Source organism: Chryseobacterium pennipullorum (genome assembly GCF_003384725.1).
GTDB lineage: Bacteria > Bacteroidota > Bacteroidia > Flavobacteriales > Weeksellaceae > Chryseobacterium > Chryseobacterium pennipullorum.
The window spans coordinates 372,208-393,878 of sequence record NZ_QNVV01000002.1 but is presented as its reverse complement, the minus strand read 5'-3'; the positions used below and the strand labels follow the sequence as shown (position 1 = coordinate 393,878).

At 39.0% G+C, this 21,671-nt stretch carries 23 protein-coding genes; 9 read left to right on the top strand and 14 right to left on the bottom strand.

The genetic code is table 11. The features are described from left to right. The 7 genes from DRF67_RS04190 to DRF67_RS04160 all read left to right on the top strand — a co-directional run bounded on the left by DRF67_RS04190 (nucleotide 1) and on the right by DRF67_RS04160 (nucleotide 7,110). On the top strand, nucleotides 1–1,029 hold the full coding sequence (locus DRF67_RS04190) for a lysylphosphatidylglycerol synthase transmembrane domain-containing protein (protein WP_115926946.1): 1,029 nt from the start codon (nucleotides 1–3) through the stop codon (nucleotides 1,027–1,029). Nucleotides 1,030–1,269: 240 nt separating this feature from the next. Then, nucleotides 1,270–1,845, top strand: coding sequence for a TerD family protein (locus DRF67_RS04185; RefSeq protein WP_115926944.1), 576 nt, complete (start codon nucleotides 1,270–1,272; stop codon nucleotides 1,843–1,845). Nucleotides 1,846–1,870: 25 nt separating this feature from the next. After that, nucleotides 1,871–2,545, top strand: coding sequence for a TerD family protein (locus tag DRF67_RS04180; protein WP_115927098.1), 675 nt, complete (start codon nucleotides 1,871–1,873; stop codon nucleotides 2,543–2,545). 79 nt (nucleotides 2,546–2,624) lie between these two features. Further along, a complete protein-coding gene (locus DRF67_RS04175) occupies nucleotides 2,625–3,263 on the top strand; it encodes a vWA domain-containing protein (RefSeq protein ID WP_115926942.1) in 639 nt (212 codons plus the stop codon). Between the two features lie 17 nt (nucleotides 3,264–3,280). After that, nucleotides 3,281–4,324, top strand: coding sequence for a TerY-C metal binding domain-containing protein (locus DRF67_RS04170; RefSeq protein WP_115926940.1), 1,044 nt, complete (start codon nucleotides 3,281–3,283; stop codon nucleotides 4,322–4,324). After that, nucleotides 4,324–5,595, top strand: coding sequence for a PP2C family serine/threonine-protein phosphatase (locus tag DRF67_RS04165; protein WP_115926938.1), 1,272 nt, complete (start codon nucleotides 4,324–4,326; stop codon nucleotides 5,593–5,595). Before DRF67_RS04170 ends, DRF67_RS04165 begins: the two co-directional genes overlap by 1 nt. Nucleotides 5,596–5,598: 3 nt before the next feature. Further along, nucleotides 5,599–7,110, top strand: coding sequence for a helix-hairpin-helix domain-containing protein (locus tag DRF67_RS04160; protein WP_115926936.1), 1,512 nt, complete (start codon nucleotides 5,599–5,601; stop codon nucleotides 7,108–7,110). A gap of 46 nt (nucleotides 7,111–7,156) precedes the next feature. Here the strand turns inward: DRF67_RS04160 and DRF67_RS04155 are convergent, their stop codons facing one another. The 8 genes from DRF67_RS04155 to DRF67_RS04120 form a co-directional block, all read right to left on the bottom strand. Continuing rightward, complete coding sequence (locus DRF67_RS04155; RefSeq protein WP_115926934.1) at nucleotides 7,157–7,597, bottom strand: GNAT family N-acetyltransferase; 441 nt, start codon at nucleotides 7,595–7,597, stop codon at nucleotides 7,157–7,159. A 23-nt stretch (nucleotides 7,598–7,620) separates the two neighbouring features. Further along, nucleotides 7,621–8,142, bottom strand: a complete 522-nt coding sequence (locus DRF67_RS04150; protein ID WP_115926932.1) for a 3'-5' exonuclease — start codon at nucleotides 8,140–8,142, stop codon at nucleotides 7,621–7,623. Between the two features lie 197 nt (nucleotides 8,143–8,339). After that, nucleotides 8,340–9,539 carry a tyrosine--tRNA ligase gene (gene tyrS / locus DRF67_RS04145; protein ID WP_115926931.1) on the bottom strand — a complete coding sequence of 400 codons (1,200 nt, stop codon included), beginning with the start codon at nucleotides 9,537–9,539 and terminating at the stop codon, nucleotides 8,340–8,342. Nucleotides 9,540–10,004: 465 nt separating this feature from the next. Then, on the bottom strand, nucleotides 10,005–10,598 hold the full coding sequence (locus tag DRF67_RS04140; RefSeq protein ID WP_115926929.1) for an NAD(P)H-dependent oxidoreductase: 594 nt from the start codon (nucleotides 10,596–10,598) through the stop codon (nucleotides 10,005–10,007). Between the two features lie 75 nt (nucleotides 10,599–10,673). Beyond that, nucleotides 10,674–11,492 carry a helix-turn-helix domain-containing protein gene (locus DRF67_RS04135; RefSeq protein WP_115926927.1) on the bottom strand — a complete coding sequence of 273 codons (819 nt, stop codon included), beginning with the start codon at nucleotides 11,490–11,492 and terminating at the stop codon, nucleotides 10,674–10,676. A 10-nt stretch (nucleotides 11,493–11,502) separates the two neighbouring features. Beyond that, entirely contained in the window at nucleotides 11,503–11,997 is a 495-nt protein-coding gene (locus DRF67_RS04130) for a GNAT family N-acetyltransferase (protein WP_115926925.1), read from the bottom strand. Between the two features lie 75 nt (nucleotides 11,998–12,072). After that, nucleotides 12,073–12,693, bottom strand: a complete 621-nt coding sequence (locus DRF67_RS04125; RefSeq protein WP_115926923.1) for a hypothetical protein — start codon at nucleotides 12,691–12,693, stop codon at nucleotides 12,073–12,075. Between the two features lie 95 nt (nucleotides 12,694–12,788). Continuing rightward, nucleotides 12,789–13,169 (bottom strand): VOC family protein, encoded by a 381-nt coding sequence (locus DRF67_RS04120; protein WP_115926921.1) that lies wholly within the window; start codon nucleotides 13,167–13,169, stop codon nucleotides 12,789–12,791. A 188-nt stretch (nucleotides 13,170–13,357) separates the two neighbouring features. Here DRF67_RS04120 and DRF67_RS04115 point away from each other — a divergent pair, with 188 nt between their 5' ends. Together DRF67_RS04115 and DRF67_RS04110 are read left to right on the top strand one after the other, a co-directional pair. Beyond that, complete coding sequence (locus DRF67_RS04115; RefSeq protein ID WP_115926919.1) at nucleotides 13,358–13,912, top strand: TetR/AcrR family transcriptional regulator; 555 nt, start codon at nucleotides 13,358–13,360, stop codon at nucleotides 13,910–13,912. Between the two features lie 39 nt (nucleotides 13,913–13,951). Further along, complete coding sequence (locus tag DRF67_RS04110) at nucleotides 13,952–15,370, top strand: MFS transporter (RefSeq protein WP_115926917.1); 1,419 nt, start codon at nucleotides 13,952–13,954, stop codon at nucleotides 15,368–15,370. Nucleotides 15,371–15,394: 24 nt separating this feature from the next. Here the strand turns inward: DRF67_RS04110 and DRF67_RS04105 are convergent, their stop codons facing one another. The 6 genes from DRF67_RS04105 to DRF67_RS04080 all read right to left on the bottom strand — a co-directional run bounded on the left by DRF67_RS04105 (nucleotide 15,395) and on the right by DRF67_RS04080 (nucleotide 21,579). Beyond that, on the bottom strand, nucleotides 15,395–16,498 hold the full coding sequence (locus tag DRF67_RS04105; protein ID WP_115926915.1) for a serine hydrolase domain-containing protein: 1,104 nt from the start codon (nucleotides 16,496–16,498) through the stop codon (nucleotides 15,395–15,397). 124 nt (nucleotides 16,499–16,622) lie between these two features. Beyond that, nucleotides 16,623–17,903, bottom strand: a complete 1,281-nt coding sequence (locus DRF67_RS04100; protein WP_115926913.1) for a serine hydrolase domain-containing protein — start codon at nucleotides 17,901–17,903, stop codon at nucleotides 16,623–16,625. Nucleotides 17,904–17,983: 80 nt separating this feature from the next. Then, a complete protein-coding gene (locus tag DRF67_RS04095; RefSeq protein ID WP_115926911.1) occupies nucleotides 17,984–18,715 on the bottom strand; it encodes a class I SAM-dependent methyltransferase in 732 nt (243 codons plus the stop codon). Between the two features lie 82 nt (nucleotides 18,716–18,797). Then, nucleotides 18,798–18,998: a YqaE/Pmp3 family membrane protein gene (locus tag DRF67_RS04090; RefSeq protein ID WP_115926909.1), complete on the bottom strand. Its 201-nt coding sequence runs from the start codon at nucleotides 18,996–18,998 to the stop codon at nucleotides 18,798–18,800. Nucleotides 18,999–19,026: 28 nt separating this feature from the next. Then, complete coding sequence (locus DRF67_RS04085; protein ID WP_115926907.1) at nucleotides 19,027–19,410, bottom strand: tetratricopeptide repeat protein; 384 nt, start codon at nucleotides 19,408–19,410, stop codon at nucleotides 19,027–19,029. A 150-nt stretch (nucleotides 19,411–19,560) separates the two neighbouring features. After that, nucleotides 19,561–21,579 (bottom strand): M3 family metallopeptidase, encoded by a 2,019-nt coding sequence (locus DRF67_RS04080; protein ID WP_115926905.1) that lies wholly within the window; start codon nucleotides 21,577–21,579, stop codon nucleotides 19,561–19,563. Nucleotides 21,580–21,671 lie beyond the last annotated feature (92 nt).

The following is a 21,671-nucleotide window of genomic DNA, read 5'->3' as shown; positions in this document are numbered from 1 at the left end:
ATGGAGAAAACATCAAAAAAACCTCTCAAATCTATCCTCACAATAGTAATATCGCTTGCTTTTGCAGGCTTTTTTTTATGGCTTGCTTTAAGAGGCCTGGACTTTAAAGTCATCAGGCAGTCATTGGCGAAAGCCAATTATCTCTGGGTGTTGTTTGCCTCTGTATTTGGTCTTCTTGCCTACTGGTTTCGGGCTATTCGCTGGAATTTGATGCTGGAGCCGATGGGATATAGCATTTCAAATTCCAATGCGCTTTGGTCAATATCATTTGGATACCTGATGAATCTTACCATTCCGAGAAGTGGTGAGGTGGCAAGAGCTACGGCTTTATACGGAGTGGAAAAAGTGCCTGTTGACAAATCTTTTGGGACGATCATTTTGGAAAGAGTGGTTGATCTTGTTTGCATGCTTGGATTTCTGGGGTTAACATTATTATTTAAATATGATGCAATTCTGTCTTTCTATAAAAATTCCGGTATCAATATTAACCCAAATAAAGTTTTACTTATTTTTTCTGCACTGATTGTAGGGATCGTTTTGTTTTTTATGTTTAGAAAGAGATTGGCGAATGTTCCGTTTTTGGATAAGGTTGTCAATTTTATAGACGGAATATTTCAAGGACTGACGACCATTTTTAAGTTAAAAGAAAAAGGAAAATTCATTCTTTATACTTTAGGCATCTGGATTTCCTATTATTTTGCTGCGTATCTGGTGTGTTTTGCCCTTCCTGAAACCTCGGCATTTACCTTTGCAGATGGTTTCTTCATTATTGTAGTAGGAACGCTGGGAATGATTGTTCCTGCCAGCGGTGGGATCGGTGCCTACAATCTTGCAATGAAGTACGGTTTTATGGCGCTCTTTATTTCAGTAGGAAAAAGTGCTGAGTTCGGAGGTGAAATGGGACTTACCTATTCCTTTATTTCTTTACCGCTTCAGATTGTTATTATGTTGGTCATGGGACTGATTTCCATTCCAATGCTGGCAAAAGCAAGAAATGCGGCTGTTTTAGAAAAAGATCACAAGCACTAATCAGATAATCTTTATTGATGATATAAGGTTCAATTATTTTTAATTGAGCCTTTTTTGTTATAGTATCCTCCGGAGACGTCAGAAGTGAGAAGCGTATTGGCTCAAAAGTTAAAAGCAGCGTTATTTGAACTGAAAGTGGTTTTAATTCTATGGTTATTGATGATTTGTTACCTTTAAATTTGGTCAATTCGTAAATCAAATATATCTTAATGGAAAAAATAATTCATAATATAAAACACTATGGCAATTAATCTACAGAAAGGGCAAAAGATTGAGATAGGGCTGACGAAAATGACGATAGGATTGGGCTGGGACCCTAATGAAGGAACAGGCTACGATTTCGACCTCGATGCTTCGGCTATCATGATAGATTCTGACAGAAAATTAGTAAGCGAAGAATATTTTGTTTTCTATAATAACCTACATTCTCCGGATGGTGCTCTTACTCATACGGGAGATGATCCTAATGGGAAAAATAGTGATGGTGACGATGATGAAGCCATCATCATTGATCTTGATAAAGTGGATTCAAGAGTGGAAGAAATACTTTTTGTAGTCACCATAGAAGATTTTGAGAGAAGAAGACAGAATTTCGGGCAGGTGAGAAACTCATACATCAGGGTCGTAGACAACAGTAACAATCAGGAAATCGCAAAGTATGAACTGGATGAAGATTTCTCTATTGAAACAGGGGTAGAGTTTGGAAGGCTGTATAAGAGAAACGGAAGCTGGAAATTCGAAGCTTCAGGCATAGGATACCGGGCAGACCTTGGCTTTTTCCTTGAGAAATATTATAAAGGACAAATCATTAAATAATCATCAATTACACAAAACGATAGCTATGGCAATTAATTTACAGAAAGGACAAACGATTGATTTAAGAAAAAATGACCGTGGAGAAAGTGTGTATGATCTTTCAAAAGTAACGATCGGATTAGGATGGGATGTCAGAAAACAAGGTGGTTTTTTTGGAAAGATATTCAATAAGGAAGCAGAATATGATCTTGATGCAGTGGCTTTTCTACTGGATGGCAACGGAAAAGTAGCTAATCTGGGAAGAACGGTGCAGACTAATGATGGAAGACAGCTGGGACTTTATCAGGGGGATGTGATTTTCTTTAATTCTATGCAGCATCCCAGTGGAAACGTTTGGCTGACGGGAGATAACAGAACGGGTGCAGGAGACGGAGATGATGAGCAGATTATCGTTAAACTGGACCAGCTGGACCAGACCTATCAGAAAATTATATTTCTTGTGACCATTTACCAGGGAAGAAGTAACAACCAACACTTCGGAATGATCGAAAATGCATTTATCCGTGCGGTAGATGCTACTGGAAAAGAAATCACCAGATATAGCCTTTCCGGTGATGCCAGTATGAACGGAATGTGTGCCATGGTTTTTGCTGAAGCATACCGTCATAATGGAGACTGGAAATTCCGGGCGCTGGGAGAACCTCATCATACGGATAACTTTATAGATATCCTGAGACAGCAGTATTCTTATTCCCACTAGATTTAATTTCTAATAACCTATAAAAGCCGGCTTGGAAGTCTTCGACTTCCTCCGCCGGCTTCAGAATCACTCTTTTCTTATGAGCAGAAGATTATTAGCCTACTTTTTACTGGACACCTCCGGTTCTATGAACGGGGAACCTATTCAGGCGTTGAACAATGGCTTCAATGGCCTCATCAGTATGCTTCGTGCAGACCCTCAGGCGATGGACAGTCTGCATTTAAGTGTCATTACCTTCGACAGGGAAGTGAAGAATATTATTCCTTTAACAGATCTGGCTGGTTTCTATCCGATGGAAATCACCTGTCCGGACAGTGGGCCAACACATACAGGCGCTGCCCTGGAAATGGTTTCCGGATTGGTTCAAAAGGAAATCGTAAAAGAATCAGCTGATACAAAAGGAGACTGGCAGCCCTTACTTTTTATATTTACAGACGGCAAACCTTCGGATATCCAGAAATACAGACAAATGATCCCCGTTATCAGAGGACTTGAATTTGGAGCCATCGTAGGCTGTGCAGCAGGTCCAAAAGCCGATGAACAGTTTTTGAAAGAACTTACCGATCACGTGGTGAAACTTGATACTACAGATGCTATTACCCTTTCCTCGTTTTTCAGGTGGGTAAGCTCTTCCATTACACAGGGAGGACACTCACAGAATACGGGAGAAAATATCACACTGCCTCCGCCACCATCGGAGCTGAATATTATTATTTAAAAAACGTCTTAACAATTATGAGAAGACTGCCTATTTATTTTTTAGTGGACATCTCCGAATCTATGGTAGGAGAGCCTATTGAGCAGGTACAGGAAGGTATTGCGGATATCATCAGGGAGCTTAAAAAAGATCCATATTCCCTGGAAACTGTTTATATTTCGGTGATTGGCTTTGCGGGAGAAGCAGAGGTGATTACTCCATTACAGGATATCATCAGTTTTTACCCTCCCAAAATTCCTATCGGAAGCGGAACGTCACTTTCTCAGGGCCTGATCCAGGTAATGGATTGTATTGACAGGGATATTGTGAAAACGACCTATGAAATAAAAGGAGACTGGAAACCTATTGTATTCCTGTTTACAGACGGAGTTCCTACGGATGATGCCACCAAAGCCATTGAAAGATGGAATGCCAAATACAGTGGAAAATCCAATACCATTGCTGTGTCCATCGGTGAAAATACAAACTATAAGCTTTTGGGTGCATTAGCAGATCATGTTTTGCTGTTCAATAATTCTGATGAAAATTCCTATAAAGAATTTTTCAAATGGGTAACAGATTCTATAAAAACAACGAGTCAGAGTGTGACCGAAGCCAAAAAAGAAGGGATTAACCTATCTAAAATAGATTCCCTGATTCTTGAAAAAGTAGATCCCGAAATGGAACAGAGATTTCCGGATAATAATTTTGTTGTGTTGAATGGAAAATGCCAGGAAACTGACAAACTGTATCTGATGAAATTTAAAAAAGCATTTGCAGAATCTGGGATTCCCGGGATGTCCACAAGATATTACAGGCTTGATGGTGCGTATAAAATTGATGAAAAAGCATATTACAGACTTTCGTCCAATCAGAAAACACCTCTTAAAATCAATATAGAAGAACTGGAAGGAGGTACATCGTGCCCCCATTGTGCCAGTCCTATTGCACTGGCGACCTGTTCCTGTGGCGGCATCCACTGTCTGAGAGGAGAAGGATACAGCAAATGTCCATGGTGTGGAACTTCGGATTATTACGGATTTTCCGGCGGTGGATATGATATCAACAGAACGCTGGGCTAATGATGGGAAAATTTTTCAGAAAATCAGCTGCTGACTCTAAGCCGAAGATGATGGAACAATCTCTTATTTATAAGGAAAAAGAAGCGTTCAAAGATGCTTATTGGGTACTGAAGAATGCGAATGCAAAACAATTCTATGAATTCAGTTTTGATATGGAGGATTTTCCGAGCATCAGGATCAAGACGATCGGAAATCTTGAGGAAACAGGTCTTACCTTTGAAAATAATACCATTTCAGGAACTCCGTTGACCAACAATATCTATCATCTGGACATTCAGTTCTATCACCTCCATGATCAGAATCAGATAGAAACAAAGAAGATCCCGCTGTTGGTCAATGCAGATCCGAAAGATTTATGGAAAAATATTCCATGCGATAAAAATGCCGCTTTTTACAAACCTGAAGAAGAGGCATTCAAAGGGGGATTTTCAGATAAAAAAATTGTTGTTGTTTCCAAAAGAGGGCGTTCTCATGCTCATGAAGGGAAATTCCGGGAAGATGATTTTGCCGTGAACAGACTTCCAGCAGAATGGAATATTATTTCTGTTTCAGATGGAGCAGGCTCGGCAACTGCGGCAAGAGAAGGTTCGAGACTCGCTGTAGCAGCTATCAATGAGTTTTTCAGTTCACGGGAGATTTTGCATGAAATAGAAAATAATATTCATCAGATGAATGGATTTCCTGGTGAAGAACCGTTGGAAGCCCGGCAGAATATCATCGATATCTTGTCAGAAAGTGTTTTTCATGTATACCATACACTGGAAAATGCGGCAGGCGTAAACGCGCTGTCTCTGAGTGATCTGCATGCAACACTTGTTTTTGTATTGCTTAAAAAGTTCAGTTTTGGATATGTCATCCTCAGCTTTGGGGTGGGAGACTGCCCGGTCAATCTTATTCATCGTGGTTTTTCTGAAGTAAATCTTCTCAATCAGATGGATGTAGGTGAATTTGGAGGCGGTACCCGCTTTATCACGATGAAAGAAATTTTCAATGGTCATATGGCTTCTCGTTTCAGAATTACAGTGACAGATGATTTTTTGTATCTCGTGCTGATGACAGATGGTATCTATGATCCCAAATTTATTACAGAAAATAAGCTGGAAGATCCCGAAAGCTGGAAGGTTTTTTTTGAAGACCTGGCCGGAAATAACGATGACCGGGCAAAAGTAGATTTTATCGACGATGAAAAGATTGACGAACAGCTTTTAATATGGACTGATTTCTGGAGCAGAGGAAATCACGACGACAGAACACTTGCCATAATTTATTAAAACATGAAAAAGACAATCCGGGTGGTCTCTGTCCTAGATACAGCCAAATCGTATGAATATGTTGACGAAAAGCCGGTTCAGGGTGGAGTAAAAGACGTATACTTCTCTCCGGACCGCGAATATGTAGTGGCCTTTTACCGGAAACCGCTGGATGAAGGACAAAAAGAGCGGATAATAAGAATAGTCTCTACCTATCTGCAAAGTATACAAAATGGAAATGCTTCGGAATATTTTCTTAATGAAATCTTCAGATGGCCTTATGATATTGTTGAAAAAGACCGGCTTACCGGAATTGTAGTTCCTGTTTACCATAAGAAGTTCTATTTTGCCAAGGGATATATCGGCTCAGATAATATCATGGGGCAGGACAAGGTGGGAAAGTGGTTTACGGCTCCCATGTTCCGGAATCAGCAATATCCTTTGAGACTGGACCCGTCGGAGGTGGGAGATTGGCTGAGCTATTTTCAGATCGCAGTGAATATTAGTCGTGGTGTTAAAAAGCTGCATCAGATGGGTCTGGCTCACTCTGATCTTTCCTACAATAATATTCTCGTGGATCCCGTGACGAAATCTGCCTGTATTATTGATATTGATGGTCTTGTCGTTCCGAAGCTGTTCCCACCGGAAGTAATCGGGACGGCAGATTTTATTGCGCCTGAAGTTCTAAAGACCAAACATCTGCCGCTTCATGATCCGGGAAGGCATTTGCCCAATCAAAAAACAGACCTGCATGCTCTCGCTGTTTTAATTTATATGTATCTGTTGAGAAGGCATCCGTTACGTGGAGGAAAAATATGGGATCTTGATGCTGAAAAAGATGAGATTTTATCAATGGGAGAAAAAGCGATGTTTGTAGAACATCCGGAAAACTCTTCGAATTATATAAAAGCTGACCATTTAAGGAAATGGGATGCCTTCTGGGGGAATCCTCAAAAAATTTCCTATACCGTAACAGGACCCTACCTTTCAGAGTTGTTCAGAAAGGCTTTTGTTGATGGGCTGCACGATCCCATCAGACGGCCTACAGCTAATGAATGGGAAGCTGCCTTACTGAAAACGGTAGATCTGATCCAGCCTTGTCAAAATACAGACTGTACAGAAAAATGGTATGTTTTTGATAATACCAGCCAACCTAAATGTCCGTTCTGCGGAACACCGCATCAGGGAACATTGCCTGTTTTGGATCTCTATTTTAAGTTTGATGAAGAAGTGTGGAAATCTGAGCATCACAGACTGATGGTTTATCATAATCAATATGTATTCAAATGGCATGTTTCAAGGAAAGTAATAAGAAACGAAAACCTGACGATGCAGGATAAAATGCCTGTAGGATATTTTACATTTCATCAGGGAAAATGGGTGCTTGTCAATCAAAGTTTGTCCGGAATGAAAGATGTTACAGAGCAGAAAGAAATTCCACCCGGTTCAATGGTTGAACTGACTGACGGAAAGAAAATACTGCTGTCTCCAGAAGAAGGTGGAAGATTGCTCTATGTGACCATGGCCAATCAGTAAAAAGTAATCAACAGCAAGGACTTGTGCCGGGAGTGTCATTCTGATTTTATTGTCTTTCGGTTTCCATAAAATAAGAATACTGATCTTCATCTACGACCTTGAAACCAAGACTTCTATAAAGATGCTGTGCCTTATTGGTTTTTAAGACACTTAATGATACCGTTTTTCCTGCTAGTGAAGCTTCCTCAAGGATGTCAGACAAAATTCTTTTTCCAAGTCCTTTACCCTGTTGGCTGGGGTCGATTTGGAGCTGCAGGACGTCAATATTGGTAAATGTTCTGTCAACTTTTAAAAGTCCGATGGGTTGATTGTCCAAAAGAATAATATTCGCTTTGTCAAACTTATACAGAATTCTTTGGAGGGTTGTTTCCCGGTCAGTGGAAAGCCCTGAAGTTTCGTAATGAGGATTCATGGTTTTCATTCTTAGATTGAGAAGGAAGTCAATATCACCTTCATCAGCTTTTTCGTATCGCAGGTCAAGATCCATATTTCAAATAAAGTTTAATATTGTTATTTCAATGCAATTTTCAGTCCCATTTCTCTTTTCATATAGAGCAAAACTTCTGCATTGCCTCTGGCGTCATCTACCGGATTATGGGTGTGTGCTGTTCCACGCAGATGTTTCCACTGGGCAAAAGTATCTTTTTCCAATCCGCAATACAAATCAGAAAGTCTTCTTGAAGAATATCCGAACGGATTTCGTCCGGTAAAATGATGAAAATACCAGCAGATAAACATCCAGTCGAAGCCGTTATTATCACTGATGAACACGGGCCTTCCTTTAGAATTATTTTTAATCCAGTCTTCAAATTCCAGCATTACCTTTGCAGGGTCATCAAAACTCAGGGTTTCTTCCCTGCTGAAACCGGAAACCGCTAAAGCATCAGGATTGAAATTTTCAGAAATTGGCTTTAGTTTTCCATAGAAAGTAATGTCCAGTTCATCAGTGACAAGGACTGCTCCAAAACAGATCATTGAAAAATCACCGGGAATCGGGCCGTCCGATTCTATGTCGACCATGATGTAGCTCATTGGAAAAATTTTTAACAGAACGAAGATATTGAAATAACCTGGATCCAGAATAATAAAGGGCTGGAAGCTGGCAGGGGAAGGCTGGGAGTTGTTTTTTTTAAATTTAACGAATGCTTTACAATATTCCTATCCAAAAATCTTCCATTTGTTTATGCTTTTTTGAAACCTTCCTTCTTCCAGCTGCCATCTTCCCTCCTTTATACCAATTCAAAGAATGCTCTTTTTCCAATTTTTATTTTAGTCTGGGGCTTCAGCTCGGTTTCTTCATCAGGATTGATCATTTTAAGACTGTTAATCTGGATGCCGCCACTTTCTATTAATCTTCTGACAGCGGATTTGCTGAGGTCATTTTTTAGCTGATGGCAAAGTTCAAGTAAGGACACTTTATGCTTACAATGCACAAGAGTACTGATATGAACCGGTTCATAGATTTTTTCTTCAAAATTTTTATTCTGAAACTGATTGATAAAAAAGAGCTCCGCATTTTCAGCAGCCATATCGTCATGGTATTGGCTGATGATATTTTTGGCAATTAGTTTTTTGATGACCATCGGATTTTCTCCGTTTTTGATTCTTGCTTTAAGATCAGTCTTTTCTTTCAGGGAAAAATCCGTAGTCAGCTCGATAAATTCTTCGATCAAAGCATCCGGAATAGACATGGTTTTTCCAAACATTTCATTAGGTTCATCGGTGAGTCCGATAATATTATTGAGGGATTTGCTCATTTTTTCCTTTCCATCAAGACCTTTCAAAAGTGGCATACACATAACGATCTGGGCCGGCATGTGGTGAACTTCCTGTAATTGCCTACCCATGGTACAGTTGAAAAGCTGATCGGTACCTCCCATCTCAATGTCACATTCAATTTTTACGGAATCAAAACCCTGGAGAACAGGATATACCAGCTCGTGCATAGCAATAGGCGTATTCTCTGTAAATCTTTTATTAAAATCATTACGGTGCATCAATTGTGCTACAGTCACTTTAGAAAGCAGTTGTATCACTTCTGAAAAGCTGAGAGCATCTAGCCAGTCGGAATTGAAAACAATTTTTGTTTTCTCTACATCAATAACCTTGGATAGCTGGTTGATATACGTTTGCGCATTGTGCTGTACATCTTCAGCACTTAGTGGTTTTCTTGCTTTATTTTTTCCTGTGGGATCACCGATTCTTGCCGTAAAGCTCCCTACAACAATAACAATCTGATGTCCCAGATCCTGGAACTGTTTCAGCTTTTTAAGCACCACTGCATGCCCAAGATGCAGATCAGGAGCTGTCGGATCAAATCCAAGTTTAATTGTTAGTTTTCTGTTTTCCTTGTGAGCCTGGTTTAGTTTTTCTTCTAATCCATTATCCGGCAGGATGATGGCCACGTTTTCTTGTAATGTAGTAATCATATTGAATTATTTAAAATGAAAAAGCCCGGACAATACTGTCCGGGCTCTATATATGTTAGATTATTTTTATCGAATTACAGCTATAGAAAATCTTCCCGAACAATAGGCCGGGGTATAATACTCACTGAAGAAAGGAAGGCGTAATATGCTGTTAAGATGTTTCATCTGCCCTGTAAAGATACGGTTTTTATGATTCCAATATTTAAACCATTAAGAGGCAGACAGGGTCAAAACAAGATTTGTTTAAGAAAAACTAGACCGGTGACTGATCCTAATGGTTTAAAATAATGGTTCAAAACAATTTTACTTGCCATTTTTGAAGCGAATTCCATGCCACAAATACACGGTGGAGAAATAAAATGCGAAGATCTCAAAACTGTGGGATACTGCTTTTTTATAAGCGTACGGATTGTGATAAGTATTGTAGGTAAGATTTTGATTATCATTATGAATGGTTTCTTTCTTTTATTTGAGATTCAAAGCAGGTTGCGAATAGGTATTGGTGATTTGTGTTTTCCAGATGCTAACATTTTCCGGAGTTGCTTTATCGGCTTTGTCAAAAAAGAAATGACGGATGATTTCCAGACCGGAATAAATAAAAATACCGGCGTCTGAAGTTAAGCTCAATGCTTTATCCATTCCTGTCTGCTCATATTCTTCAACAGATTTTCCGTGTGTATTGATGATCACTGCTTTTTTTCCTTTGAGTAATCCCTTCTGTATTCCCTGGTCATAGCGATAAGCAAAACCATAGCTGAACACCCGATCGATATATCCTTTCATAATTGCCGGCAGCCCGGTCCACCAGATAGGATAGATAAAGGTAATCTGCTCTGCCCAGAGAATGTGCTCCTGTTCCAGCTTCACATCATCGGAAACTTGTCCCATTCGCTGACCCTGCATATCAGCAAGTGAAAGAATGGGGTTGAATCCGATTGTATACAAATCCCTGATTCTGATTTCATGATCCTGGGATTCAAGATTTTCAATAACAGTATTTAAAAGACTATGATTTAAACTGTTTTCATTAGGATGTGCGTAGATGATTAAATGTCTCATTGTTTTGATTGTTAAGATTAATGAGACAAATGTAGGCCGCTTTACGTTTCAGAAATTGTAAGAAAACGAAATGGATTATTTGGATTTAGGATTACAGATTTCCTGTTGGAATTTTAAATACTGCGCGGGTGAAATGTTGATGAAATGTTTAAAATCATGGATAAGCTGGCTTTGATCATAGTACCCGCATTCATGAATGATATCAAACCATTTTACGGAATCCAGTTTTTCGATTTTGTCTTCAATAATTTTTATCGCTTTTAAAAAACGCTTGTAGCGGTTAAGCTCCTTTAACGAATATCCAAATTGTTCTTTCTGTTTACGCTGGATATTTCTTTCGGTCTGTTGGGTCTGCTCAGCAATAATTTTGATGGGATTTAAAAAATCGTTGTCAAAACTGCTCAGAAGCTTACTGGTAGTATCCTGGTATTGGAGGTAAGGTCTGCAGAATGCAAGAATATGATTCACTTGTTCTGCAGCGGAATGTAGTTCTTTAAGCTGATACCACAGATCTGTAAAGCAGTTGTCTTTCAATAATTCATCAGGATGTTTTACTGATTGTTCAAGTGATACTTTTCCAAAAAACCTGAAGAATGCATCATCTTTAAAATTAGCTACCAAAATGGAACAGCCTGCCGGAAGTGTGTATTCAAAAGCTTGTCTTACCGGGCCGAATACCATACATTTATCAACATCAATGATTGTTTTTTCGCGGGTTGATATTGTGGCACTTTCTCCAAAGCAGAACAATAAAATAGTCTGATAAGTAGGCAAAAGTGTTTTTGTGACAGGCGCTTCAGAGCCGTTTTCAGCAAAATAAAAGTGAGTGAATACATTTTCAAATCCCTGAGGAACTGAAATCCTGAATTCATGATAGTCCGGTTTTATGTTCATGAGCAATGGATTAGGGTTCCAGGTTTTTGACCATTTTGTAATTGGTAAGCATAATACCTTGTACGGAAACATTTTGTTCGTTGAGGATATGAAACCCTTCTTTTTCGAAAAAAGGCCTTGCTGTTTTACTGACATCTGCGGTGAGCTGTTGTTCATGTTGCCTTAAGGCTTCTTCCTCAATGCGGGTGTAGAGCATAGAAGCAATACCTTTGTGCTGATATTGGTGATGAACAAATAGCAAATCAATATAACTTCCCTTATCCAGCGTACAAAACCCCACGATCTGATGTTCAGATTCAGCGATGAGGACAAGCTGGTTCCGGATGACTTCGTACCATCGTTCTTTGTTTTCAGCTCCCGATTTCCAGGCTTCAAGCTGCTCATCCGTATAGTCTTTCCGGCAGACGGAGCTGATCGTCTCTTTAAAAAGGGACAGCATAGTTTGAAGATCATCTTCAGTGCCTGTTCTTATGCTTATTTCATGACCGGATGTATGACAGTTCATGCTTTTGTTGTTGGTCTTGGGTATTAATGTTAAAAAAAGGATCAGGTAACTCAGTAAAGCTGGTGCGTCTGTGCCTTAGTGTTCCAATTTGATTATAGAACCTTTGTAAAATTTTGTCAGATCATATAGATCCGCAAAATAATGCTGAAGTTCGGGAGATACATCGGCTGAAAGGGCATTGGACTGAAGTTGGGCCTCAGCCAGTGTGTAAAGAGACTGATAATTCGGTTTCAGGTAGTCTGAAAGGATATGTTCACGGCCTTGCTCCCTATTGAAAATTTCGGTTAAGAAAATTCCGTAAATGACAAACTGATTAAAGTTCTGAGAATTGACCAGATAATTCAGACGCTGTTGCGAATGCTTTTCATAATCGGAAAGAATCTGCAGAAAATTGACAGCATGGCCCGTGGGTGGAATTTCGTAAAAAAGATCGATGCCATGGATAAAAAGCTGGGTTTTTACTTCTTCATGATCTGAAGAGTAGGCATTGCTGAACCATGAGAAAATGGTAAGGAGCTCGTCTTTTGTAAGATCTTCCACAGAATCTTTTACTTTGTTTTTGATAATTTCAAGACTGGTTTTCGCATCAGCCTGCAGATACTTCATAATATCTTCCTCTTCACGGCAGAGTTTATTGTACAAATTAATTTTGGCAATGTTAGGATTGGTTTTGATGAAATAAAGTTCTTCTGCCATGGTTTGTTTCAAATAATATTTTGTAAAAGTGCTATTTAAAGATACAAATTATGCCTCAACTTTATTAAAAAAAATAATATGCAGTGAATGGCTTGTTATAAAAGCGTCTCATGCAGGGCAATTCGGTTCCCCTCAGAATCTTCAAATTCGGCCACCGCACAGCCGTATTTCTCATCCGTTCTTTTGGGATAGAGTATGGAACCTCCCAGCTGAAGAACTTTCTGCAAGGTAGAATCAATGCTTTCCGTTCTAAAGTAAATAATCACCCCATCCCGGGTAGGCCTGTAGACATCACCTTTAGCAAGTGCACCGGTGATCCCGCTGTTTTTTTCCTCAAAGGGAAACAGTGCCATGGCATAACCGTCAATAATCTCATGTTCAAACTGAAAATTGAAAACCGCAGTATAAAATTTTTCCGCCCGTTTCAGATCATGGACCGGAATCTCGAAATAAACAACTGGATTGGATGTGCTCATAGGTTTAATATGTTTTTTGGTGTACTGACTGCAAGATACGCAGAACTCTTAAAAATATAAAACAGATGCTGATTTCCATATCCAGTAATGATGGAAAAACTGTTGGATCCGGATACCATAAAACTTTGTTACGAATAAAAATAGATAGACTTATCTATTTTTTATGTAGCTTTGTAAAAATTTTCAGGATGAAAAAAGAGAAAGTAAGAGATAGGATTATCAGGGTGGCTTCTGATCTGTTTTATAAGCAGGGATTTAATTCTACGGGAATCAACCAGATTATTGCGGAAGCAGATATTGCTATTGGCTCTCTGTACAATCATTTTTCATCCAAGAATGACCTTCTCCAGGCTTATCTTATCCAGGAAGAGGCAGCCTGGTTTGACGGTGCTGAAAAAGTGATCTCCGAGATTTCAGAGCCGAAAGAAAAAATATCAGCATTAATAGATTACCGGAAAAAATTGCAGGAGACCTCAGAATTTGCCGGATGTCATTTTATCAAAATTATTTCTGAAATCGGTGAAAGCAATGCGGCAGTTTCAAATTTTGTAAAGGCGCATAAGATGAAACAAAAAGAGCTCATTCGTACCCTCGTGAAACAAAATAAGAACACGGTGGACAGTGATGCTGTTACCGAACAGATCTTTCTGCTTATTGAAGGAGCGGTTGTGACTTCAACAATAAATAAGGAGGACATTTCTTTCGATCATATCCAAAAAATTATTCAGGGTTTATTGCCTTGATTTTTTTTACTAATTAAAAATAGATATATCTATATAAAAATGAAATCTGGTAAATTGAAATTATTCGTTATTCTTTTGGGACAGCTGCTCACCATTATGGATATTTTTATCATCAATGTATCCGTTCCTTCCATACAACGTGATATGCGGGCTACCCATGGAGAAATGCAGCTGATGATTGCTTCTTATCTGATCGGATTTTCGTCGTTCCTTATTACCGGAGGTAGGTTGGGAGATGTCTATGGCAGAAAGAAAATTTTTATGGGTGGAACGGTGCTTTTTATGTTAAGTTCTGTGGGATGCGGACTATCATCAGGTGTACCCCAGCTGATGGCAGGGAGATTTGTACAGGGACTTAGTGCAGCTTTGATGGCTCCGCAGGTACTCTCGATGATACAAATCCTGTTTCCCGAGCATGAAGAAAGAACGCGGGCAATGGGGTGGTATGGTATAACCATTGGTCTGGGAACCATTGCAGGGCAGTTTCTGGGGGGCTGTTTTTCTTCATTAACCATCATGGAAGAGCCATGGCGCCTTATATTTCTCATTAATATTCCCATCTGTATCCTGGCTGCTTTAAGCAGTCTGAAAGTATTATCTGAATCGAAAGCTCCGGTCCGGCAGTCTTTTGATCTTTGGGGGATTGCAGTACTTTCTGCCGGGCTGTTTTGTGCTACCTATGCATTGACCACCTCTGAACATCGGGGAGTTCATATACAAAATACGGTTCTGCTGATTGTGGCAGCATGTGTTTTGCTGTATTTCATAAAGAATCAAAAAAGCAGATTGACCAATAAGCGGCCTTACCTCGTAGATTTTGGGCTCTTCCGGTATCAGAACTTTAATCTGGGGCTGGTATCAGTCTCCTTCTTTTTTATCATGCTGGATTCTTATTTTTATATTCTATCCTTATTTTTCCAGGATGGTTTGGGGATGGGGTCTATGATGGCCGGAGAAATTATCGTTTTTCAGGGACTCGGCTTTATTCTGGCATCTGTTTTCTCTGCTAAGCTGATTTTAAAATATGGGAAAGATGCTCTTATTGCAGCATCAGGCTTTATTGTCATGATCCTTGCCGCTCAGCTGTTTTTATTCAGGATGAAAACAGATTTTTACCTCTTCTGCCTGTTACTGTTTTTCCATGGTGTGGGTGTAGGCTCAATCATTCCTTCACTGGCTAATATCGCCTTATCGGGGATCTCTGAAAAGTTGATGGGAAATGCATCAGGGGTATTTAATACCGTTCAGCAGATGGCCGCTATCCTGGGAATTGTTGCAGTAGGAAGTGTATTTTATTATTTTCTGGGTGAAAGACCGTCTGTAGATGATTACCAGAAGGCTTTTTCCATCGCTTTACTGATTAATATCTTCTGCCTGTTCTTTGTCATGATTTGTATGATAAAGGTTCCGGAACATATTCTTCCCAGGACAAAGAAACGGGTACCATTCCAAAAATGATTTTTGAACAAAAAACTTCGGGGGTTATGGTTTCTTTACGGTTGTTCTTACTTCATCCAGAGTAGCTTTAGCAATATTTCTGGTAATTTCCGTAGGGGAGTGGCAGTCACAGTTACTGAACCCTGTAACATAAATATCCTCTGAGGGAATATAAACTCCCATGCTCTTAAATCCGAAAATACTTCCGCCATGCTCCCGATCCGGAATTCCGTTTATATCTTTAAGGTGCCATCCATAGCCATACGTGAATTCTTCACCGCTGTTCAGGGTGTATTTTTGATAGGCTTTTTGAGTTTCTTCAGGATTTAACAGTATATTCTGATTCAAAGCCTTTTGCCACTTCAGCATATCATCAGCGGTAGACATCAAAGATCCTGAAGAAAAGGGAACGCTAAAGCTGATGACCGTTTTATTCACAAATCCATGTTCTTTCTGGTGATAACCATAGGCTCTTCCGGGAATCACCTTTCGATCGGAAGCATAGTACGAGTGGGCCATTCCTGCTTTATCAAAAATATTTTTTTTAATAAAATGTTCATAGGTATCCCCCGAAACAAGTTCGATGATGTATCCCAAAATCACATATCCGGAATTGTTATAGTCGAATTTTTCACCTGGCGCGAAATCAACAGGTTCATTCTTAAAGAAATCTACCATTGCTTCCGGCTTCATTTCTTTCTGGGCGATCGTGGACAAAGATTTCATTTTGGTAAAATCTTTTATACCCGAAGTATGGGTTAGAAGATGATGAATGCTAATCTTATCCCCACCAGGATACTCTTTGATGTATTGGGAAACAGGATCAGTCACCTTAAGCTTTCCCTGCTGCTCGAGCATCAGAATAGCGACTGCTGTAAACTGTTTCGTCATAGACCCTATCTGGAAAACGTGGTCCGGGGTCATATTGACATCCAGTTCCAGGTTGGCTTTTCCAAAAGCTTTACGGTATACAGTTTTACCTTTTCTGCTGATCATGAAAACACCGCCGGGTTCCCCTTTATTTCCAAATCCTGTAAGAATAAGGCTGTCAATTTTCTTTTCATAATTTTTGCTGTGTATTTGCGCTTCGGTTCTTTGCCCAAAGAAGAACAGCAATAGAATAGCGGCTATCAGTTTATTGGTATTCATATTAATGCTTTGTTATGCAAAGATATGATTTTTTACAATTACTATGTTATACAATATAGTGATTTGTTTTTTTATCAGATTAAAGAGCGATTCTCATTGTAAATATTCACGTGAATAATATGGGTTATTGTATCCGTTTGGTCTTCAATTTAATTCCCGTTGAAATAATCGTCAGCTCATATTGACCGCTACTGTTGGCTGAAAACTGATAAGCATCGTCAGACTCAGGATGATCAAAAAATGAGGACGGTGTTTCCGGATATATCTTTGTTTTTTCTCCATCTCGATCGATAATATACAAAGAATGATCTTCCAGAATAATGGTAAACGTTTGGGTTTTATCGGCTTCCAGCGCAAATTTTCCGGTATAATTTTTCAGCACTTCATCAGAGATGCTGATTGCTTTTTTATTAATTTTTTTGGGCAGGCTGTAAGGTTCACCATTTAAGAGGTTGATGATATCTTCGGTTACTTTTTGAAAAGGAATATCCGTAAAGTTTGAAGTGAAGATAAAGGTAATTCCGGATTTTAAATTCTGGTAATAGTAAGCTCTGTAACCTGGCCTCCCGCCAGCCTGTACCAGAAGCTGATCACTTCCAAACATTTTAAGGGCAGTCTCTTTTTTCATGTGCTTTCCTGAAAGCAGCTGTGTACTGAACGTATACAAATCGTCAATCGTTGAAAAATAGTTTCCGGTTTCAAATCTGTTGATGCTGTTCACGGGAACAGGAAGAATCTTCCCCGCATCCGTAAAAAATCCGTAGGCGAAATCTGATACAGATTGTGAGGTATTAAACTCTCCTGTATTTTTTAACTGATATTTGTTGATGATCTCACTCTGCATAAAATTCCAGTATCCTTTGTCAGAAGAGTGATCAATGATATCGTGGAGGATAAAGTAACCGACATTGGAATAGAGCGTCCGTGTTCCCGGTTCAAATTCTAATTTTTCGTCCTTCGCAAGGTCTATTGTTTTTTCCAGACTCAGACTTTCATATTTCTCATAGTTGGTGATTTCTCTTGGAAGACCGGATTGATGATAAAGCAGGTTTTCAATTGAAATTTTTTCTCCGTTGGGGAAATCGGGAATATATTGATTGAGATGATCAGATAACTTCAGTTTTCCCTGCTCAACAAGTTTCAAAACCGCATATTTTACAAATACTTTAGAAACCGAAGCAATAATAAACTTACTTTCTTTATTAACCTTTAAAGTACTTTGTTCATTAGGGATGTTATAAGACTTATCGAGAAGAATTGTATTATTTTTAGCAACCCTTACATTTCCATTGAAACTTTTAAGGCCTGATAACGCCGTAAAATATTCGTCCAGCTCTTTGGTGTACTGCTGGGCAAAGCCCTTCACTGAGCAAATAAAAATGAAGAAAAGGGTCAAAATCTTCATAATCTGTAATTTGTATTGAAACAAATATACATTTTAATCACTTATATTTTTATTGCGAAGAGGTTGGGGTATCAATAAAACTACTTTTCAGCAGAGATGAGTAACATCATAGGACGGCGGAGTTCTTCTTTCATCTCCGGAATTTCTTTAAGCAGATCACTGCCTGGTTCCGGTTCAATAATCTGTTTGATTTTAAAACCATGCTGCAGTAAAGTATTCAGATAAGAAGTTAAAGTCCTGTGATACTTGATCACATTTTCACCCAGAAATGTAGTGTTCCTTTCTCCTTCTATAAAATACTGGTCAACGGGCCAGCAGGTTTTTTGTCCGTCTTTATCATATACCCAGTCCTGTCCTCCTTCTGCGGTAAAAACCGGATGTTCCACAGAAAATATAAAATGGCCTCCATTCTTTAGCCACTGATAAATATTTTTGGTAACGGTACCAAATGATTCTACATAATGCAGCGTTAATGAGCTTAAAACAATATCAAAGGTTTCATCAGAGTAGGAAACATCTTCTACCGCTTTTCTTTCATATCGGATTTTTTCGTGCTTGTTGATCTCCTGTGCTTTGTTCAGCATTTTTTCAGAAAGATCAATTCCGGTAACAGACTCCGCACCATTTTCAACAGCATAGCGGCAATGCCAGCCGAATCCGCATCCGAGATCAAGAATAGTTTTATCCTTCAGATCAGGGATCATTCCTTTTAAAACATGCCATTCTCCGGCACCTTCCAACCCAAGTTGAGAACGGAGCATTTTTTCGTACTGGTCAAAAAAAGAAGGCTGGTCATATTTATTTTCTTTCATAGGATAGAATAAGGGGGTTAGTTTCTTTAATAACTTTTAGACAGATTAAAAAAATCCTATCAATGTAAAAACAGGTTAATAGTTACCTTTCGTTTTCACGCATGGCACGGATAAGGCGGTCAGTTCTCTTATCTGCTCTTGTGTTCTGTAAAGATAATACCGCCCATATGGCGGCGGGAAGCCATCCGATTAAAGTAAATTGTAAGATCAGGCAGATGATTCCCGTAATAATTTTTCCACGAACCATAAAGGACAAGAAGGGAAGTAGAATGGCTAATAACATGGTGTAAAGTATTAATTGTTAATAAATTTCAATGAGATTGAGGATCAAAATATGCTTTAAAGGTAAGCGGATCCTCCACTTTATCTTCAATTTCTTCCAGATATTCTAAATATTCTTCCTGATGTTTCTCCATATAAATGAGTACAACTGCAAGATTTACATATAAATTTTTGTCATTTGAACCTAAATCCAGTGCTTTCCTTAAATAATATAAAGCATGTTCATTTTCGCCCATATCAGAATACACAGCACCGATATTGATCAAAGCAGCGGTATTTTGCGGATCAATAGACAGAATCTCATCCAATTCTTTGACTAACAGATCATTTAAAGTATCCCAGTGATCTTCGTGGTCCCATCTTTTAGCCTGGAGTTTTTTTACGTTTTCTAATCGCAGTGTTATTGTATTCATACTATAAAATTACAGAAAGGAAGCTTATCTTAATCCTATACAAATTTAGCTATCCTGAAATAAAATTTTAATTTTTTTGATGAAAAAAAATACCCCCATAAAGCTTCTGCTTTTAAGGGGTAATTCTTATCCAGAGATGATCTTGTTTATTTATCCAAATGCTCTTTTAAGTAAGCTCTCTACTTTGGGCTCACTTCCTCTGAAATTTTTATACAGCTCCATCGGATCTTTAGTCCCGCCTGAAGAAAGCAAGACCTTGTATTGAGCGGCAATTTCCGGATTGAAAATACCATTTTCTTTAAAATACTGGAACGCATCGGCATCCAGGACTTCTGCCCATTTGTATGAATAATATCCTGCAGAATATCCACCCTGGAAAATATGCGAGAAGCTAGGACTCATCGCTGTCTCAGGATTCACAGGATAAAGGCTTGTTGCTTTGGTATATTTATCTTCAAAGTTTTTTACCGTCTCATGTTCCAGTTCTTCAACTTTGGTGTGATAGTTCATATCCAGCAGTCCAAATCCAAGTTGTCTCATCGTCTGATATCCTTCCATAAAGTTTTTAGACTGTTCGATCTTTTCAATTTTTTCGTCCGGAAGTACTTCACCTGTTTTATAATGTCTGGCAAAGGTTTTCAGAAATTCCGGTTCGTAGCAGAAATTTTCCAGAAACTGAGAAGGAAGCTCCACAAAATCCCATTTTACAGATGTTCCTGAAAGCGTAGGGTACTGCGTGTCGGCCATCATCCCGTGAAGCGCATGTCCGAATTCATGGAACAAAGTGGTTACCTCCTGGAAGGTCAGTAAGCTCGGGGTGTCTTTGGTGGGTTTGCTGAAGTTACAGACAATGGAAATGTGCGGACGGGAATTTTCGCCGTTTTGCTTGTACTGATTTTTATAGCTGGTCATCCAGGCACCGGCTCTCTTCCCCTTTCTAGGAAAGTAATCCACATATAAAAGAGATTTGTACGTTCCGTTTTCTTTTACTTCGTACACTTTTACATCTTCATGGTATTTCGGAATATCATTTCTTTCTTCAAAAGTCAATCCGAAAAGTTTCCCAGCCAGCCCAAATACAGCATCCTGAACCTGATCCAGTGGGAAGTATGGTTTAAGTTCTTCATCATTGAGATCAAATTTCTGCTTGCGAAGCTTTTCGGCGTAGAATGCATGATCATAGCCCTGCATATCTGCAATTCCGTCAGCTTGTGCCAATATTTTTAATTCTTCAATTTCTTTATCTGCATACGGCTTTGCCTTGGCAAGTAATTCATTTAAAAAATCAAAAACTTTAGTTGGAGACTTGGCCATTCTTTCTTCCAGCACAAAATCTGCATAATCTTTATATCCTAAAAGATTTGCTTTTTGCTGTTTTAATTGAAGAAGTTCTTTGATCAGATTCTGGTTGTCATATTCTCCACCATCAAAGGACTTTTTACCGTTAGCGAGTGCGAGTTCCTTTCTCAATTCACGATTTTCAGCATAAGTCATGAACGGGATATAGCTTGGATACTGCAGGGTAACGACCCAGCCTTCAAGATTTCTTTCCTTCGCTTCTTCAGCATACTGCTCAATGATCGCTTCAGGAATGCCCGCCAGAGCTTCTTTATCGGTGATATGTTTAAAATAGGCATTGGTGGAAGCCAATACATTTTGTCCGAATTGCAGGGACTTTAAAGAAAGATCCATGCTGATTTTTTTTAATTTCTCTTTGTCCTCTTCATTCAGTAGGGCGCCGCTTCTTACAAAACCTTTGTAGGTCTCATCCAAAAGCATTTGCTGCTCTTCATTAAGATGATACTGTTCTTTTGCATCATATACTTTTTTTATTTTATTGAAAAGGGCCTCATTCTGCGAGATTTTTGAAGAATATTCCGTTAAAATAGGAGACACTTCCTGTGCAATCTGTTGAAGAGCGTCACTGGTTTCTGCAGAATTTAAGTTGAAAAAAATATTGGAAGCCACATCCAGTTGCTCTCCCGAATAGGCGAGTGCTTCAATGACATTTTCAAAAGTAGGAGGCTCCGGATTATTCACGATAGCATCAATTTCTGCTTCAGATTTTTGAATCAGTTCCTTAAAGGCCGGAAGGTAGTCTTCATTTTTAATGATGCTGAAAGGTGCTGAATGATATGGGGTATTAAATTTTTCTGTTAGAATATTCATTTTTCAATTTTTTGCTAGGTAAATGTAAGGATTCATCAGGAATCCCCGCTGAGACCCACAAAAATAATGCCCGAATATCAAGGTGTGACAAA

Coding starts and splice junctions, on each gene's coding strand:
- DRF67_RS04170 (WP_115926940.1), top strand. CDS start 3,281: ATGAGAAGACTGCCTATTTATTTTTTAGTGGACATCTCCGAATCTATG.
- DRF67_RS04115 (WP_115926919.1), top strand. CDS start 13,358: ATGAAAAAAGAGAAAGTAAGAGATAGGATTATCAGGGTGGCTTCTGAT.
- DRF67_RS04085 (WP_115926907.1), bottom strand. CDS start 19,410: ATGAATACAATAACACTGCGATTAGAAAACGTAAAAAAACTCCAGGCT.
- DRF67_RS04135 (WP_115926927.1), bottom strand. CDS start 11,492: ATGAACATAAAACCGGACTATCATGAATTCAGGATTTCAGTTCCTCAG.
- DRF67_RS04165 (WP_115926938.1), top strand. CDS start 4,324: ATGATGGGAAAATTTTTCAGAAAATCAGCTGCTGACTCTAAGCCGAAG.
- DRF67_RS04155 (WP_115926934.1), bottom strand. CDS start 7,597: ATGGATCTTGACCTGCGATACGAAAAAGCTGATGAAGGTGATATTGAC.
- DRF67_RS04175 (WP_115926942.1), top strand. CDS start 2,625: ATGAGCAGAAGATTATTAGCCTACTTTTTACTGGACACCTCCGGTTCT.
- DRF67_RS04105 (WP_115926915.1), bottom strand. CDS start 16,498: ATGAATACCAATAAACTGATAGCCGCTATTCTATTGCTGTTCTTCTTT.
- DRF67_RS04090 (WP_115926909.1), bottom strand. CDS start 18,998: ATGTTATTAGCCATTCTACTTCCCTTCTTGTCCTTTATGGTTCGTGGA.
- DRF67_RS04080 (WP_115926905.1), bottom strand. CDS start 21,579: ATGAATATTCTAACAGAAAAATTTAATACCCCATATCATTCAGCACCT.
- DRF67_RS04150 (WP_115926932.1), bottom strand. CDS start 8,142: ATGAGCTACATCATGGTCGACATAGAATCGGACGGCCCGATTCCCGGT.
- DRF67_RS04100 (WP_115926913.1), bottom strand. CDS start 17,903: ATGAAGATTTTGACCCTTTTCTTCATTTTTATTTGCTCAGTGAAGGGC.
- tyrS (WP_115926931.1), bottom strand. CDS start 9,539: ATGATTACTACATTACAAGAAAACGTGGCCATCATCCTGCCGGATAAT.
- DRF67_RS04185 (WP_115926944.1), top strand. CDS start 1,270: ATGGCAATTAATCTACAGAAAGGGCAAAAGATTGAGATAGGGCTGACG.
- DRF67_RS04120 (WP_115926921.1), bottom strand. CDS start 13,169: ATGAGCACATCCAATCCAGTTGTTTATTTCGAGATTCCGGTCCATGAT.
- DRF67_RS04130 (WP_115926925.1), bottom strand. CDS start 11,997: ATGAACTGTCATACATCCGGTCATGAAATAAGCATAAGAACAGGCACT.
- DRF67_RS04125 (WP_115926923.1), bottom strand. CDS start 12,693: ATGGCAGAAGAACTTTATTTCATCAAAACCAATCCTAACATTGCCAAA.
- DRF67_RS04190 (WP_115926946.1), top strand. CDS start 1: ATGGAGAAAACATCAAAAAAACCTCTCAAATCTATCCTCACAATAGTA.
- DRF67_RS04095 (WP_115926911.1), bottom strand. CDS start 18,715: ATGAAAGAAAATAAATATGACCAGCCTTCTTTTTTTGACCAGTACGAA.
- DRF67_RS04160 (WP_115926936.1), top strand. CDS start 5,599: ATGAAAAAGACAATCCGGGTGGTCTCTGTCCTAGATACAGCCAAATCG.
- DRF67_RS04110 (WP_115926917.1), top strand. CDS start 13,952: ATGAAATCTGGTAAATTGAAATTATTCGTTATTCTTTTGGGACAGCTG.
- DRF67_RS04140 (WP_115926929.1), bottom strand. CDS start 10,598: ATGAGACATTTAATCATCTACGCACATCCTAATGAAAACAGTTTAAAT.
- DRF67_RS04180 (WP_115927098.1), top strand. CDS start 1,871: ATGGCAATTAATTTACAGAAAGGACAAACGATTGATTTAAGAAAAAAT.